Below are 14198 nucleotides of genomic sequence, written 5' to 3'. Positions count from 1 at the left end.
AGAGCACCACCTGCCACGGCACGTACACCGTGACCGAGGCCGACGCCCAGGCCGGACACGTCACCAACACCGCCCGTGCCAACGGCACCGACCCGCAGGGACGGCCGGTCGAGAGCCCGCCCGTCGATCTCTGCATCACCGTCGTCCCCGGCGCCAACTCGCTGACCATCACCAAGCGGGCCGACGTCACCGAGAACGCGCGGCCCGGCGACACCATCACCTACACCTACACCGTCACCAACACCGGTTCCACCACGGTGACCGAGCTGGCCGTCAACGACGACCACGTCCGGCAGGTGACCTGCGACGTGACCACCCTCGACCCCGGCCAGAGCACCACCTGCCACGGCACGTACACCGTGACCGAGGCCGACGCCCAGGCCGGACACGTCACCAACACCGCCACGGCCACGGCCCGTGATCCGCAGGGCCGGCTGGTGCAGAGCCCGCCGGTCGATCTCTGCATCACCGTCGAGGCCTGCCCGCCGAAGGGGGGCGACCACAAGGGAGGCAAGGGCTGCCCCAAGCACCCGGGCCGCCCCGGTCACCCCGGTGAGCAGCCGGCTCCGCCGCACGGCGGCGGCCCGGGCCGGCTGCCGGAGGCCGGCTCGTCAGCCGGGGTCGCGGCCCTGGCCGGGGGCGGTCTGATGACCGTCGGCGGACTGCTGCTCTACCGGGCGAAGCGCCGCGCGAGCGCCAAGCAGCCCGTGGCGTAGCACCTTCGATCCCGCCGTCCTCCGGCGGTCGGACCGCCCCCGGTGCCTTCGGGTACCGGGGGCGGTCCGTTGTCCGTCCGCCCTGTCGTCACGCGGGCTGCGGGGCCAGTGGCCTGGTGCGGTAGCCGGCGACCGCGCCCGGGGGCACCAGGCAGGGCAGCAGCCAGTCCCAGAGGGCACCGACCCGGCGGACGCGTTCCTCGGCGGGGCAGCCGTCGGCGAAGACGACCTCCAGACCGCAGGCGGCGGTCACCACCAGGGTCTCCGGGCCGAGGCCGTCCGACCGCTCCCGCAACTCTCCCGCGCGGCGGGCGCCCGCCAGCAGGTCCCGCACCGCCCCGGCCCAGACGCTGTGGAAGCCGCGCATGCCGGCGAAGGCCGGCTGTCCGGGCGGCCCCGCCGGGCCGGCCCCGGCCTGCCAGCCGGTGTCCTCGCGGCCGAGGCGGAAGGCCGCCCGGATCACCGAATCCGCTCCGAGCACGTCGACCAGCCAGTACCCCGCGTCGATCAGCCCCTGGAGCGGCGAGGAGGAGGCGCGCAGGTCCGCGCAGACCACCCGCAGCAGGCGCTCGGCCTGCACGCACACCGCCCCGGCCAGTTCCTCCTTGGAGGCGAAGTGGAAGTACAGCGCCCCCTTCGTCACCCCGGCGGCTGCGGCGATCTCACCGAGGGTGGCCCCGGCGTAGCCGCGGCGGTCGAACAGTGCCGCCCCCGCTTCCACCAGCCGCCCGCGCGTCCGCTCCGACCTCTCCTGGACCACCTGTCCCCCAACCCCTCATGACGCCGAGCACGTTCCGACCAGACCCCGGCCGCCCCAGGACGGGCGCCGCGGCCTCCGACCGCCGTCCGCGGCCGGGTTCTTCATCCGACCCGGCTGAGCCGGGCCGCGGTGGCGCCGGGCCCGGCGCCCGCGGCGGCGGGCTCGCGCTCCGCCCGCTCCGGACCGGCGAGCAGGATGGAGCACTGGAGCCGCCGCAGTCCGACCGAAGGCTCCCCACAGCTCGTCGGCCGACGCTCCGGCCGTCACCGCCTGGTCCGCCCGCAGCGCCGGCAGTCCCAGTACTTGCCGCGGCTTCGGCGCCGACGGCACCACCGGCACTCCGCACACCCGGACGTCCAGCGCCCCGAGCACCCGGATCTCCACGATGACCACCCCTCATCACACGGAACGCCGCAGGCCCCTCCGCCGACGGCCGGCACCCGGGTCGACACCCCTGGGTCAGCTGCCAACAGTCAAAAACAGGACGTGCGGTTTGTCAACGCAAAACCGAACGTGCTGTTTGTTTTTGGCGGGACGTCATCGCTGGACGCGCCGTCGGAGACGGCGCCTCGGACAGCCCCGATCGCGCCCCCCTCCCGGCCCTCCGCAGCGGCCGGGGCGGGGGCACGCAAAAGGCGGCGCCGGACCCCCGTGGTCCCGCCGCCGCCAGTTCGTCTGTTCGGTCCGCCTGCCCGTTCCGCCCGGTGGCGCCCGGCGCCGTCCGGATTCCCGCAGGCCGGGACCCCGGTGAGCCGCTGTCAGCCGACGCCGGCCGCCGTCTGCGCCTCGGCTCCCGCGGCCGCCTCCGCCTCCGCCTCGCCGGCCTCCTCGGCCGCACGGGCCGCCGCGGCCTCCGCGACCACCTGGGCGCCGCGGTTCGGCCCCATCTGCAACGAACCGAGCACGCCCGGCACCGCGACGCTCGGCATCAGGTGCTGGTACAGCCCGGACACCCGCAGCTCCAGGTCCGCCCGGCCACAGAGCTTCTGCGACTGGATCTGCACCCCCGTCCACGCGGCGACCAGCAGCCACGCGGTGTCCGCCGGCACGACGTGCGGGAGCAGCTCGCCGCGCTCGCCGGCCGCGGCCAGCAGCGCCTCGAAGCGGTTGATCCAGCCGGGGGTGGCGCCACCGCCGAGATCGTCGAACACGTCCTGCCCGAGCGAGAGCCGGGCACCCGCGCTGAGCAGCGGATCACGCGGCATCAGGTGCGCCACCACCATTCCGGTGTCCACGAACTCCTGGAGCTTGCAGCTCCGTTCGGGAACTCCGTCCTGGACGAACTGCTCCTCCACCACACCCTGCGCCAGATCGCGCTTGGAGGCGAAATGGAAATACACCGCGCCGCGCGTCACCCCGGCCCGGGAGACCACCTCACCGATGGTCGCTCCCTCGTACCCGAACTCGTCGAAGACCGAGGCCGCCGCCTCCAGGATCAGCCGACGTGTCCGGAGCGCCCGTTCCTGCCGTACCACCGAAACCACCCCGCCGTGAGTTCCCGGAAAACAAAACCAACCACCCCGTATCTTAGCTTTGCCTCACCCGCGGCCGACAAGACGAATATCGTGAATCCCCCAACCCGCGTTCGTCACCTGCCCGGTGGTGATGCCGCACCCCTGCGGCCACGGTGGCGCCCTTTGAGCCTGCGGTCGGTTCACTGGCGCCAAAAACCGAACGAATGGTTTCTTCCGGCCGAACGCTTCGGCGCCACGGAGCGCCGAGCGTCCCCGGCCACGGGTCAGCCGCCGGAGGCCCCGGCGGAATCACGGCCGCGCTCACGGCCGGGGCCGCTGCCCGGGTCGTCGAGGGGCCAGGTGTCGCGGTCACGGACGTGGTCGTAGGCGGGGAGCTCGGCGGCCAGGACGTCGAAGTGGAGCAGCGGGGCCCACAGCGCGCGGTCGCCGACCACGTAGAGGCGGCGCTTGGCCCGGCTGGCGGCCACGTTGAGGAGGTGGGGGGTGCCGGCCGCCCACGCGCGGGCTCCGGGGCGGCCCGCGCCGAGCAGCAGGATCACCACGTCGGCCTCCTTGCCCTGGGCCTTGTGCACGGTGGCACAGCGCTCGTCGAGGTGTTCGGCGGTCCAGCCGGGCAGCGTGCGGCAGGTGTGGCGGGCTTCGGCGACGAGGGCGCGGAAGGGGGCGATGATGCGCATCCGTTCCACGCCGACGCCCTGGCTGTCGAGCCGGCGCAGCAGGAAGGTGAGGGCGCGGCGGTCGCGTTCGCCCCAGGGGGCGTCGGCGGGGCGGTCCGGGTCGGGGGTGTCGAGCCAGCGGCTGGGGAGCAACCCGTCGCGGTCGGCGTCGGGGAAGGGCTGGGGGTGGGTGCCGTGGACCATGAGGCCGCCGTACGCGACCTCGTTGCTGACGGTGAACATGGGCTCCTCGCAGCGGCGGTGGACGCGCAGCGGCGAGCCGACCCAGACGGTGTCCTGCTCGGCTCCGGTGGGCGCGGGCAGGTAGGTGCCGTACCGGTTGACCCGGTCGGCGACGGCCTGGGCGGAGGTGGCGGAGGGCAGCCACTCCTCGTCGACGCCGTGGGCGAGCAGCAGCCGGCGCTGGAGCGCGGTGGGCATGGTGACGACGGGTTCGAGCTGGAGCGGGTCTCCGACGAGGACGGCCCGGCGGGCGCGCCACAGCGCGCCGACGGCGGCCTGCGGGGTGGCCTGACCGGCTTCGTCGACGAGGACCCAGCCGATGGAGCCCCGGCCGAGGCGGGCGAACATGCTGCCGATGGAGGAGAAGGTGGTGGAGACGACGGGGACCAGGAGGAAGAGGGTCTGCCAGGCCTGGCGGACCTGCTCGTCGGGGACGGGTCCGGCGGTGCCGGCCATCAGCTCCACCAGGACCTGGAGGTTGCCTCGGATCCGCTGGGCGGTGTTGGCGACGAGGGCGCGGTGCAGGTCGAGGGCGCGCAGGAACAGGTCGCTGCGGGCGGTGCTCCAGGCCTCGTCGGACCAGGGGGCGCCGAGTTCCTGCGCGTGGTCGTCGAGGTCGAGCCAGTCCAGGGGCAGCGAGGGCAGGTCGGCCCGGGCCGCGCGCAGGGCGCGGTGGGCGGCGTCGAGTTCGGCGGTGGCGTGCTCCAGGTCGCGCCGGGCGGAGCGGGCTTCGTGGCGGGCCTGCTCGGCGTCCGCGAGGGCGGTGGACCGCGCGGCGCGGGTCGCCTCCTCGCCGCCGCGGGCGCGGGTGACGGCCGCGGCGGCCTCGGCGACGGCGGTGACGGAGCGGGCGTGCAGGTCGGTGGCGAGGTCCGCGGCCCGCGCGCGGTGGGCGATGTGCTCCTGGACCTCTTCCAGGGCGGTGCGCTGCTCGACGAGCCGGGTGAGGAGTTCGGCCCTGGTCCGGTCGCGGTGCTCCTCGGCGGCCTGGCGTTCGGCGCCGCTCTGGAGCAGCCGGCGCAGCCCTGAGCGCAGGCCCGGCTGGGCGGCGGGGGGCTCGGCGTGCAGGGCGGTCAGCACCTCGACCTGCCGGCGGTGCTCCTCCGCGCGTTCCTGGGCGACGACGAGGTCGGCCCGGGCGTTGGCGAGGGCCTCGCGGGCCTGGGGGACCTGCCCGGTCGCGGCCCGGTGGGCGTCCTCGGCGGCACGGGCGGCGGCGCGGGCGGTCTCGACGGCCGGACCGGCGGCGTCGTGGCGGGCCTCGGCGGCGGCCGCGCGCTCGTCGGCGCGGGCGATGGCGGAGCGGAGCGCGTCGAGGCGGGGGTGGACCCGGGCCGAGCGGGTCTCCGTCAGCGCGGCGGCGAGGCGGGTGCGTTCGGCGCGCAGGCGCTCGACCTCGGCCTGGGCGGACCGGAAGGCGGCGACGGCCTCGGGCCAGGAGGGGATCGGCTCGGCGGGGCCGGCCGGGGCCGGGGCGTCGACGGCCGGGGCCTGGGCGGTGGCCTGGGGCTGGGCCGTGCGGCGGTCGCGTGAGGGGGTGGCGGGCCTGGGCACCCGCGGCGGTATCCAGTCGCCGAGGACTGCGTTCATCCCGCGCAGCGGCGGGAGCCCGTCGGCCTCTCGGGCGGCGGTCTCGTCCTCGGGCAGCCGGCCCCACCAGAAGCGCTCGGCGAACTTCGTCCGGTTGCCCTTGTTGCCGAGCACCGCGGCGACCAGCCCCCAGGCGGGTGCGCCGCCCAGGAGCGCGGAGGCGAGGTCGGAGAAGTGGTCCGGGCCGTCGTGCCAGTACCCGTCGAGGGCGTCGGCGCCGGGCAGTTCGGCGGTGATGTTCTCCACGGCGCCGTTGTTGGAGGAGGTGACCACGATCTCGCGGCCGGCGAGCTTGGGGTCGAGGGCCGCGACGAAGCGCGCGTGGACGCCCTGGCGGTCCTTGCCGCGCCAGGCGCGGCCGACGAACGCCTCGTCGGGCCGCCGGTAGTCGGCCAGCACGGCGGCGCGTTCGACCACGAGGGCGGCGACCAGGTCGCGCAGCATGGTGGTCTTTCCGGTGCCGGGCGGGCCGTTGACGGAGAACAGGCCGCCCGGGTCGGTGTCGGCCGTGCCGGTCGCGGCCTCGGCGGCGTCGCGGTCGGCGAGCATGCGGTTGACGGCGAACTGCTGGCTGAGGGCAAGCGGGTACCGCGCCTTGGCGGGCCAGCGGCCCGCGGGGACGAGGGCCGGGTCGACGCCTTCGAGGACGGTGCGGCGGTCCTCGCGCACATCGGCGCGGGCGCCGACGGGTATGTCCCGGCGGTCGGTCAGGTAGGCCTCCAGGGCGGGGCCGAGGCCCCCTCCCCCGCCGTCCCGCAGCGCGGCCCGGACCCGGGCGAGGTCCGGCGGCAGCAGGCTGTTGAGGAACGGCTGGGCGGCGGCGGGCTTGGCCTTCCGGTCGCGCGGGCGGTGGACCAGTCGGCTCCGCACCCGGATGACGCGCGGGTCGAGGTGCTCCTCGACGCCGCAGAGGTGGGCGATCTGGGCCGTCAGGGCGACGAGGTCGGCGAGCGTGACGGGGCGCGGACCGTCCCCGTCCTGCGGCTGCTCGGCGGGTGCGGGCACCTCGGCGGCCGGTTCCGGCGCCGTGGACGTGGCCCCCGGGTCCGCCGCGGGGCCCCGGTCGACGGTGGAAGCCTGGTCCGCGGCGGCGCTCCGGTCCGGTCGGCGGTCCGCCGCCCAGTCGGCGACCCGTCGCACCAGGGGCTCCGTCGCCCCCTGCACGGCCGCCCCGGCGACCTCACCGAACAACGCCCCGACCGCGGCCACCGCCGCGCCGCCCAGGATCTCCGCGAGCAGCTGCCGCCAGCCGCCGGTGGCCTCCGCCTCCGGTGCGGGCGTTCCGGCCCCGGGGCCGGCACGCGGCGCGCTCGCCACGGCGCCGGGCCCCGGCGCGTACGGGATCGGCGTGGCGGTCAGCCGCCCGACCGCCACCGCGAAGGCCTCGCCCAACTCCTCGAAGCCGTCCAGCCACCCGGGTGCCGAAGGCCCAGGGTCGAAGAGCCTGCCGGTCGCCCAGGCGCACGCCGAGACCACCGACGTGTCCTCCACCGGTCGCCCGTGCTCGTCCAGGACCAGCGCGAACATCGCGCTCCCGCCGGACAGCACCAGTTCCTCGTCCGGCACCCCCGGGTCCGGGTCGGTGCCCGCGGGCAGCACGGCGATCATCGCCCGGCGCAGCAGCTCCAGTTCAAAAATCCCGCCGTACACCTCGTGCCGCCACACCATGCCCTGCGGTGCCCGCCACGCCGCCGTCTCCGGATGCTCCGGCGACCACGGCAGCACCGGTGCCGCCTGACCGGCGGCCGGTGTCACGTCGACGACGACCGGGTCCGACGCCCGGGGGCGCCCGGCGCGGCGCTTGCGCGGCACCTCGGGGATCGACGGCGGGCCGAACAGCTCGATCGCCCGCCAGCACTCCAGCAGATCCCCCACCCGCCGGTCCCGCACGTCCCCGCTGCGCACCCCGTTGCCCCCTGCGTCGAACCCGCGGCACCCAGCCGCTTCGTGTGCCGATCAACCGGGCGCAGAATCTACCGGACGGGCGGGTGCGCCGAGTGCGGGGGGCGGATGCTGTCACGGGGTGGCGTGGCTGTGCCGGCCGTGGGCCCGGGCCGGGCCCTGTCGGGGCGCGGTCAGGGCGCGAGCAGAGGTCCGAAGACCTGCCGGCCGAGCCGCTCGGCGTCGGCGCGGCCGAGGGTGCGGCCGGGCACCTCCGGGTGGTCGTTCGCCCAGGCGTCGGCGTTCGCGGCGTCGGTGAAGAAGTTCAGCGCGTCGCAGCAGACGCCGGCCGCGGGGCCGCCGCCGGGGCGCTCGCCGGCGAAGACCACCGCGCTCGCCGGCTCCCAGCGCAGGCTGTCGCCGGTCGAGGTGACGGTGACGGAGGCGCCGCTCACCGGGTCGGTGGAGGAGATCACCGCGTCCCGGCCGAGCATGGCCGGGACGCCCAAGGCGTCGACGGCGCACATCGACCACACCTCCACCCCGTTGTCGAGGCGGACCCGGTGGCGGGTGGGGACGGCGGAGAAGGGATAGGCGGCCCGGATGTCTCCGGCCTCGTCCAGGGTGAGGAAGTCCCCGTCGGCCAGCTCGGCGAGCACCTCGGTGGCGCCGCGCCCGGCCGTGGCCGCCACCGGTTGGAGCAGCCGCGCGTCGGGGGCGGACCCGGTGGCGGCGAAGTGGCGCAGGACGTACTGCTGCACCGCGCGCAGACCACGTTCGGCGGGGGCGCGGCGCCCGCGGCCGCCCCGGCCGACGGCGCCCGGGACGGCCGGGACGGCCGGCACGGCTGGCACGGCTGGGGCGCCCAGAGTGTCCGGGACGTTCGGGACGTTCGGGGCTTCCGTGTGAGGCGTGCAGCAGTTCGAGGTCCCGGCGCTGTGCGGCGCCGCGGCGTTCCGGCCGAGGGCCCGGCGCAGGGCCGTCTCCTCCGGCACGCCGGACACGGTGCCGTCGGGGCCGCGGTAGAGGCGGCACGACAGGCTCGGCGCCGCCCCGGGCGGTGCGAACGGGTCGATGCCGTCGACCAGGATCGTCGGCGAGCCGTACATGCCCAGTCGGACGGCGTCGGCCTCGTCGGCCACCTCGACCAGCTCCACCTCGGCTTCCCGTCCGTCCAGTGCGGCGGCCACCCGCTCCAGCGCGGGCCGCGCGTTCGGGCAGTCCGCCACCGTCAGCACCGTGATCCGCATGCGCCCAGTCCTCCAGACCGTCGTTCGACTCCTGCGGCCGACGTTAGACCTTCCAGTGCACTGGAAGGTCAAGCGATAGCCTGGTGGCATGCGCATCGGCGACCTCGCCACCCGCACCGGGCTGACGACCAGGACCATCCGGTTCTACGAGGGCAGCGGCCTGCTGCCCTCGCCGCCGCGCACCGCGAACGGCTACCGCGACTACCCGGACACCTCCGTGCCCCGGCTCTCGTTCGTCCGCGACGCCCAGCGCGCCGGGCTCACCCTCGCCGAGATCCGCTCGGTCCTCGCCCTGCGCGACGACGGCCAGGCCCCTTGCGGTCATGTCACCGGTCTCATCCAGGAGCACCTCTCCGACATCGAGCGGCGCCTGGCCGAGCTCGCCGCCACCCGGGACGCGCTGCGCCTCCTCGCGGACCGCGCCGCCGCCACCGATCCGGCCGCCTGCGGCGCGGACGACATCTGCACCATCGTCCACCCCGCGAGGCCGTAGCCCCGGCACAGCCGTCGCCCCGGCGGCCACCCCGCGCCGTTCCGTCGCGGGTTCGCTCGATTCAGGGGGCGCGTGCGCACCGGCGCAGCCTGGCCGGGTGCGCGCCGTCTGATCGAGAAAGTACGGTTACCTGCGGTATCTGCACGGCTACGGTTGGCATATGACGCACTCCCGAGTCCGCCGTCTTGTCGTCCGCACGGCCGGGGCCCTGGTGCTCCTGGCCGCTCCCCTCGGGGCACAGGCCGCCTCCGCGCACAGCCCGGCCGGGGACCGGAGAGCCATCATCACCGCCCTGAGCGAGAGCGACCGTGACGTACTGCAACAGGCGGTGGACGCCCAACTCGCCGCGAGCAGGGGCGGGAAGCAGACCGCCGCCAACGAAGTCAGCTACCCGGACGGGGCGGTGGTGGTGCTCCCGCTCCCCGGGCAGGCGCAGGCACCGCCGTGGAGCGGCGACCACACCCGCCGCAGCGTCCGGGGCCCCGACTGGAAGCACTGCCCGGCGCCGGCCACCGAGCCCTCGTACTACTGCTTCTACTCCGAGAAGAGCTGGGGCGGCCGGCGGATCCAGTTCAACCTGTTCCACGAGGAGGCGGCCGTCCACTTCGCCGACTACGGGTTCCGAGACCAGACGAGCAGCTGGGTGAACACCGCCCGCGGCCTGGAGGTGATCGTGGACAACGATCCTGGCGACGGCCGGTGGCAGATGCTCTGGAAGGAACCTCCGGAGTCGCTGTCCGGGTCGGTCGGCCACGACGACATGGCCGACCGGTTCTGGGCGGTGAGGCAGTAGCTACCGGCCCCCGCCGGCGGCCGGCGGCGAGGCGCTGCCGGTGGCGACCGGCTCCGGCGTGACCATGATGTAGGTCGGCGCCGGAGCGGTCTCCCGGGAGTCCGCCGCGAACCACCCGGCCCCGAACGCGACGATGCCGAGCAGAAGACCGCCGAGGATCAGGGTGACGATGTGCTGTTTCATGGGGCCAGGGTAGGGGCGCGGCATCCAACTGCCTTGCAGCCACGGCCCGATGAGCACATCGAGGGTCAAGCCACGTTGACGGGGTGGCCGTTGGGTGTTCGGCCCGGTGGACCGCTCGGCTCCGCCCGGGGCTGACGCCAGGCGTCCAGGGGGCCGCGTCCCGCGCGGCCCCACGGGACCACGGTCATTCGCCGGCGCCGCCCGCCGGGCGGTCGCCTTCGAACTCGGCGGCGTAGCGGGCGGCGGCTTCCGCGAGCCTGCGGGTCAGCCGCTCGGGTTCGCCGTCGAGGTGGGCGAAGACGATTCGGCGGGCCTCTTCGAGGCCGACGCCGAGCAGTTCGCGGGTGACGACCAGGGTGTTCTCCGGGAGCATGTGGCGCCGGTCCATCCACCGTTGGACCTCGGCCATCCCGTCGAGCGCCAGGACCTTCCGCAGGTCCTCGACCAGCGGGGCCAGCCACTGGGCGCGCAGGGCGTATTCGCCGCGACCGGCGAAGGTCGGGCGGAGGGCGGCGTCCAGCTGGGCCGGGTACTCCTCCACGGGTCCGGCGAACCGCGGGTGGTCCTTGGCGAATTCGTCCCAGTCGACGTAGATGTCGGTGATCTGCTCCGGGAGGACCGGCCGACGGGACCAGCCCTCCTCGGACTGGGTGACGACCTGCCGCAGCAGGTCGTAGGGGAGCTCGGCGGACCGCGAGAGCAGCACGGCGTCGTAGAGGTCCTTGCCCTGGGGGTGGGTGTCCGAGATCAGCCAGAGGATCTTCCAGGCGAGGGACAGCTGCGGAGTGGCAGCGAGCAGCGGTCCGGCGACGCCCGGCAGTCGCGATGGCTCGGGCGGGACGGGCAGGTGCTCGGTGAAGACGAAGTCCAGCTGGACGGTCCCACCCGGTACGCCCGGTGCCGACCACGGCAGGACGAGCCTGCGCCCGGGTATCCGGCTGTACGTCCAGATCTCGTCGCTGAGCGCCTGGTCGGCGTGCAGCCGCACCCGGCCCGAGAGCCGCTCGGCGCCGGCGGCGAGGTCCTGGAGCATGCGGTCCGTGCGCTCGTCCTCCAACTGCCAGTCCACCGGACGGACCACGAAGTCCAGGTCCCCCGGCTCCCGCGCCTGCTCGCCGTACCAGGCCCGCAGCAGGATGCTGCCGCGCAGCACCAGGTGTTCGGCCCACGGCGACACGGCGACGGCGGACAGGGCGGTGTTCAGCGCCTCGCGCCGTGCGGCGAGCCAGCGTTCGGCGAGCCGCGGGTCGGTGAAGGCCGGCTCGCTGGGGCGCAGGGCCCGGCTGTACTCGGCGAGGGCGGGGTCGAAGACCGGCTGCTGGCTGACCGCCTCGTCGTCGATCGGCCGCAGGCTCCTGGGCAGGCCCCGCTCCTCGCGCACCTCCTCCGACGGCGGCCGCTTGGGCAGCACGACGCCCTCCCACGGCCCCCACTGGAGCTCCTCCCAGGTCACCGGTGACTGCGGCGGGGACTGGTCCTCGGTCATCTCTGCTCTCCCTCTCCGTTCGGCCGGGCACCGTGCCCGCGCCCGTGCTCGCTGATCCATCCCGCGTCCAGCGCCTCGTCGCTGTCCACGACGACGAACTCGCGCTCCGCCGACACCACCTCGTGGCCGTCGGCGGCGAGTTCCCCCAGCAGCGCCTCCAGGCGGCGGCCCGCGGTGTCCAGACCGACCAGGCGGCACCGCTGGGTCACGAACCACTCCCGCCGGCCGTCCTCGCGCACCCGGCGTGGATTGCGCGACAGGTGCGCACCGTGCCGGACGGCCAGCTCGGTGAGCGCGGCGAGGCGGGCGGGGGCCGCCGGGCCCGTGGCGGAACCTCCGCCTGGGAGCAGCAGCTTGACGTGGTGCTCGAAGTAACGGCCGCTCCCGTGCGGCACGGCGTCCTCGTCCGAGACCGGGACGCCCTGCGCCCAGGGCGTGGCCTCGATCTTCGCCCGCAGGACGGCGAAGCCCGCCCGGGCCAGCCGCTCCGCCGTCCGGGACGTGGCGTCGGCGACCTCCTCCAGTGCGCCGCCGACCCGCAGGGTCAGCATCGGCTGCGAGGGCACCGCGCCGCGTGCCAGCAGGATCTGGGTGAACTTCAGGCCCTCGCCCTCGGCCCAGGCGGCCAGCGCCTCGGCGGCGGCGGCCACCACCGTCAAGTGCACCTCGAAGTCGCCCCGGATGTCGGGCGGAACGAGCCGGTCGTCACGGCTCCGGTCAGGACAGGTGTCGAGCATGGGGGTCATCCTGCCAAGTCCCTCTGACAACGCCGGGCCTGCGCCCGGACCGTTCCGGCCGACCGGGCCGACCGGGAAGGCCGAGAAGACGGAACGTCAGGCGGGCAGCACGGCAACGGCCTCCACCTCCACCAACTGGTCCTCGTACCCGAGCACCGCGACACCGAGCAGGGTGCTCGGGGCGTCGTGCTCCCCCATGTACGCCCGGTAGACGCTCCACACCCGCCCCAGGTCCGCCTGACGGCCGGAGGCCACGTAGACCGTGGTCCGGGCGATGTCGGTGAGCGCCGCGCCGGCGTCCTCCAGCGCGGTGATCAGGTTGCGCATCACCTGGTGGGCCTGGCCCTCGTAGTCGCCGACCGCGACCGTACGGCCCTGCTCGTCCAGCGGGCAGGCCCCGGCCAGCCAGAGCGAGCGGACCGACGCGTCCACCTCCGCCGCGTAGGCGTAGTCGACCGCCTTGGTCAGCCGCGTACCACGGATCAGCCTGACGGCGCTGCTCATTGAGTCCTCCGATGGCCCCGACCGAACGTTCGCGCCCATCGTTGGCGCTTCCCGAACGACCGTCAAACCATTTACCGGCACGCCGACTTCCGCATCGGGGCACGAGCGTCCGCGAATCACCGGTGTGGGTGATGGCGGCCCGGACCACCCGGACGGAATCCTGGTCCGTACGCCCGACCGCCCGCACGCGCACGGGCCGATCCGGCCTCGCCACCTCGACCCGGGAGTCACCGCCATGGAGCCCCAACCGTCCGGCCGAGACCAGGCCTCCGGAGTCCACCGGCGCCGGATGCTCGGCCTCGCCCTCGGGGCGGGCCTCGTCCCGGCCCTCGGCCCGGCCGCCCAGGCGGCACCCGACGCCGCGCCCGAGGCGTCCTGGTCGCTGCCCGCCGCCGCGCTGGGCCGCCGGGCCGCCGCCGTGGCCGCGAGCCAGCTCGGCGTGCCGTACGCCTGGGGCGGCGGCGACCGGCTGGGTGCCGGCCTGGGCTTCTGCGACGACCAGAACGGGTGGCTGAACGGCGTCTGTCTGGGCGAGAAGACGGTCGGCTACGACTGCAGCGGCCTGTCGCTCTACTGCTGGTACCGGGCCAGCCACGGCACCGTCGAACTGGGGCACTACACCGGCGCGCAGTTCAACCTGAGCGCCCCGGTGGCCCACGACGCGCTCGCTCCCGGCGATCTGCTGTTCTTCTCCCGCCCCGACGCGCCGCTCCACCACGTCGGGATCTACGTCGGTGAGGGCGCGATGATCCACGCCGAACGCACCGGCACGCTGGTCGCCCGGGTCGAGAACGCGCTCGAAGTCCCGCGCTGGGCCGACGAGTTCGCCGGTGCCCGCCGCCCGGGCCCCAGGGCCGACTGACCGGCGGGGCCCGTCCGCCCCACAGGCCGCCACGGCGCTCCCCCATCCCGTGGTGCGCGCCCGCGGCAGCGGTTCTCCTCGGCACCCGCCGCTCCCCCGCGTCCGGCGGTGCCGGCGCCTCGTCCTGCACCGCCCACTCCTGCGCGTCCAGTTCGGCGAGCGGCGCCCGCCCGGCCTCGGTGACCGAGACCGAGACCCGCCGCCGGTCGGCCCGGTCCCTGGCGCGCTCGGCGTACCCGGCGGCGGCCACCTGGTCGGCGGCCTTCGCCAGGTCGCCCGGGTCGATGGCCTGCCGCCGCACCAGGTCGCGCTGGGCCCGGGAGCCGAAGTCGGCGAGCGCGGCCGGCACCGCGATGGCCGCCGCCCCCGGCACCACCGGGCTGACCGCCACCGCTCCCGCGCAGGACGACGCGATGCCGGTCTTCCGGGTGGCCGACGCGGACGCCGCCCTCGCCCTTCGCCCGCGCCACGGCGGCACCCCGGCCGCCCAGGCCACCGGCCACCCGCAATGGGGGACGAACCCGCGCACCGCCCGTCTGCGCGACCCGGACGGCCGCCTGATCGAGCTC

12 protein-coding genes and 1 pseudogene are annotated in these 14198 nt (G+C 75.5%); 5 read left to right on the top strand and 8 right to left on the bottom strand.

Annotated features, from left to right (window positions below):
• Positions 1–716 (top strand): CARDB domain-containing protein (locus ACFRMQ_RS18235; protein WP_380731480.1); only part of this gene is annotated, 716 nt, incomplete at its 5' end.
• 88 nt (positions 717–804) lie between these two features.
• On the opposite strand, the gene ACFRMQ_RS18230 is transcribed toward ACFRMQ_RS18235, so the two are convergent.
• The 4 genes from ACFRMQ_RS18230 to ACFRMQ_RS18215 form a co-directional block, all read right to left on the bottom strand.
• A complete protein-coding gene (locus ACFRMQ_RS18230) occupies positions 805–1476 on the bottom strand; it encodes a ScbR family autoregulator-binding transcription factor (RefSeq protein WP_380731479.1) in 672 nt (223 codons plus the stop codon).
• 758 nt (positions 1477–2234) lie between these two features.
• Positions 2235–2951: a ScbR family autoregulator-binding transcription factor gene (locus ACFRMQ_RS18225; protein WP_380731478.1), complete on the bottom strand. Its 717-nt coding sequence runs from the start codon at positions 2949–2951 to the stop codon at positions 2235–2237.
• A 263-nt stretch (positions 2952–3214) separates the two neighbouring features.
• Complete coding sequence (locus ACFRMQ_RS18220; RefSeq protein WP_380731477.1) at positions 3215–7345, bottom strand: AAA domain-containing protein; 4131 nt, start codon at positions 7343–7345, stop codon at positions 3215–3217.
• 170 nt (positions 7346–7515) lie between these two features.
• Positions 7516–8571 (bottom strand): alkylmercury lyase family protein, encoded by a 1056-nt coding sequence (locus tag ACFRMQ_RS18215; protein ID WP_380731476.1) that lies wholly within the window; start codon positions 8569–8571, stop codon positions 7516–7518.
• A gap of 88 nt (positions 8572–8659) precedes the next feature.
• On the opposite strand from ACFRMQ_RS18215, the gene ACFRMQ_RS18210 reads away from it, so the two are divergent.
• Together ACFRMQ_RS18210 and ACFRMQ_RS18205 are read left to right on the top strand one after the other, a co-directional pair.
• Positions 8660–9064 (top strand): heavy metal-responsive transcriptional regulator, encoded by a 405-nt coding sequence (locus ACFRMQ_RS18210; protein ID WP_380731475.1) that lies wholly within the window; start codon positions 8660–8662, stop codon positions 9062–9064.
• 160 nt (positions 9065–9224) lie between these two features.
• Entirely contained in the window at positions 9225–9857 is a 633-nt protein-coding gene (locus ACFRMQ_RS18205) for a hypothetical protein (RefSeq protein ID WP_380731474.1), read from the top strand.
• On the opposite strand, the gene ACFRMQ_RS18200 is transcribed toward ACFRMQ_RS18205, so the two are convergent.
• The 4 genes from ACFRMQ_RS18200 to ACFRMQ_RS18185 form a co-directional block, all read right to left on the bottom strand.
• A complete protein-coding gene (locus tag ACFRMQ_RS18200) occupies positions 9858–10040 on the bottom strand; it encodes a hypothetical protein (RefSeq protein ID WP_380731473.1) in 183 nt (60 codons plus the stop codon).
• 184 nt (positions 10041–10224) lie between these two features.
• Positions 10225–11526, bottom strand: coding sequence for a nucleotidyl transferase AbiEii/AbiGii toxin family protein (locus ACFRMQ_RS18195; RefSeq protein WP_380731472.1), 1302 nt, complete (start codon positions 11524–11526; stop codon positions 10225–10227).
• Complete coding sequence (locus tag ACFRMQ_RS18190; RefSeq protein ID WP_380731471.1) at positions 11523–12272, bottom strand: hypothetical protein; 750 nt, start codon at positions 12270–12272, stop codon at positions 11523–11525. The genes ACFRMQ_RS18195 and ACFRMQ_RS18190 overlap by 4 nt, the downstream gene beginning before the upstream one ends.
• An 87-nt stretch (positions 12273–12359) precedes the next feature.
• Complete coding sequence (locus tag ACFRMQ_RS18185; RefSeq protein ID WP_380731470.1) at positions 12360–12767, bottom strand: RidA family protein; 408 nt, start codon at positions 12765–12767, stop codon at positions 12360–12362.
• Between the two features lie 235 nt (positions 12768–13002).
• On the opposite strand from ACFRMQ_RS18185, the gene ACFRMQ_RS18180 reads away from it, so the two are divergent.
• Together ACFRMQ_RS18180 and ACFRMQ_RS18175 are read left to right on the top strand one after the other, a co-directional pair.
• The gene (locus tag ACFRMQ_RS18180; RefSeq protein ID WP_380731469.1) at positions 13003–13629 is read left to right on the top strand and encodes a C40 family peptidase; all 627 of its coding nucleotides are present in this window, start codon (positions 13003–13005) and stop codon (positions 13627–13629) included.
• 179 nt (positions 13630–13808) lie between these two features.
• A pseudogene (locus ACFRMQ_RS18175) lies at positions 13809–14198 on the top strand (hypothetical protein); the annotation flags it as partial.

It is taken from the genome of Kitasatospora sp. NPDC056783 (assembly GCF_042789895.1).
Classification (GTDB): Bacteria; Actinomycetota; Actinomycetes; order Streptomycetales; family Streptomycetaceae; genus Kitasatospora.
Note: the sequence above shows the minus strand (reverse complement) of the source record. Positions and strands in the feature narration are given on the sequence as shown.

Bases quoted from the DNA above. Each gene is read 5' to 3' on its own strand.
- ACFRMQ_RS18215 (WP_380731476.1), bottom strand. From the start codon at position 8,571: ATGCGGATCACGGTGCTGACGGTGGCGGACTGCCCGAACGCGCGGCCC.
- ACFRMQ_RS18210 (WP_380731475.1), top strand. From the start codon at position 8,660: ATGCGCATCGGCGACCTCGCCACCCGCACCGGGCTGACGACCAGGACC.
- ACFRMQ_RS18205 (WP_380731474.1), top strand. From the start codon at position 9,225: ATGACGCACTCCCGAGTCCGCCGTCTTGTCGTCCGCACGGCCGGGGCC.
- ACFRMQ_RS18200 (WP_380731473.1), bottom strand. From the start codon at position 10,040: ATGAAACAGCACATCGTCACCCTGATCCTCGGCGGTCTTCTGCTCGGC.
- ACFRMQ_RS18195 (WP_380731472.1), bottom strand. From the start codon at position 11,526: ATGACCGAGGACCAGTCCCCGCCGCAGTCACCGGTGACCTGGGAGGAG.
- ACFRMQ_RS18190 (WP_380731471.1), bottom strand. From the start codon at position 12,272: ATGACCCCCATGCTCGACACCTGTCCTGACCGGAGCCGTGACGACCGG.
- ACFRMQ_RS18185 (WP_380731470.1), bottom strand. From the start codon at position 12,767: ATGAGCAGCGCCGTCAGGCTGATCCGTGGTACGCGGCTGACCAAGGCG.
- ACFRMQ_RS18180 (WP_380731469.1), top strand. From the start codon at position 13,003: ATGGAGCCCCAACCGTCCGGCCGAGACCAGGCCTCCGGAGTCCACCGG.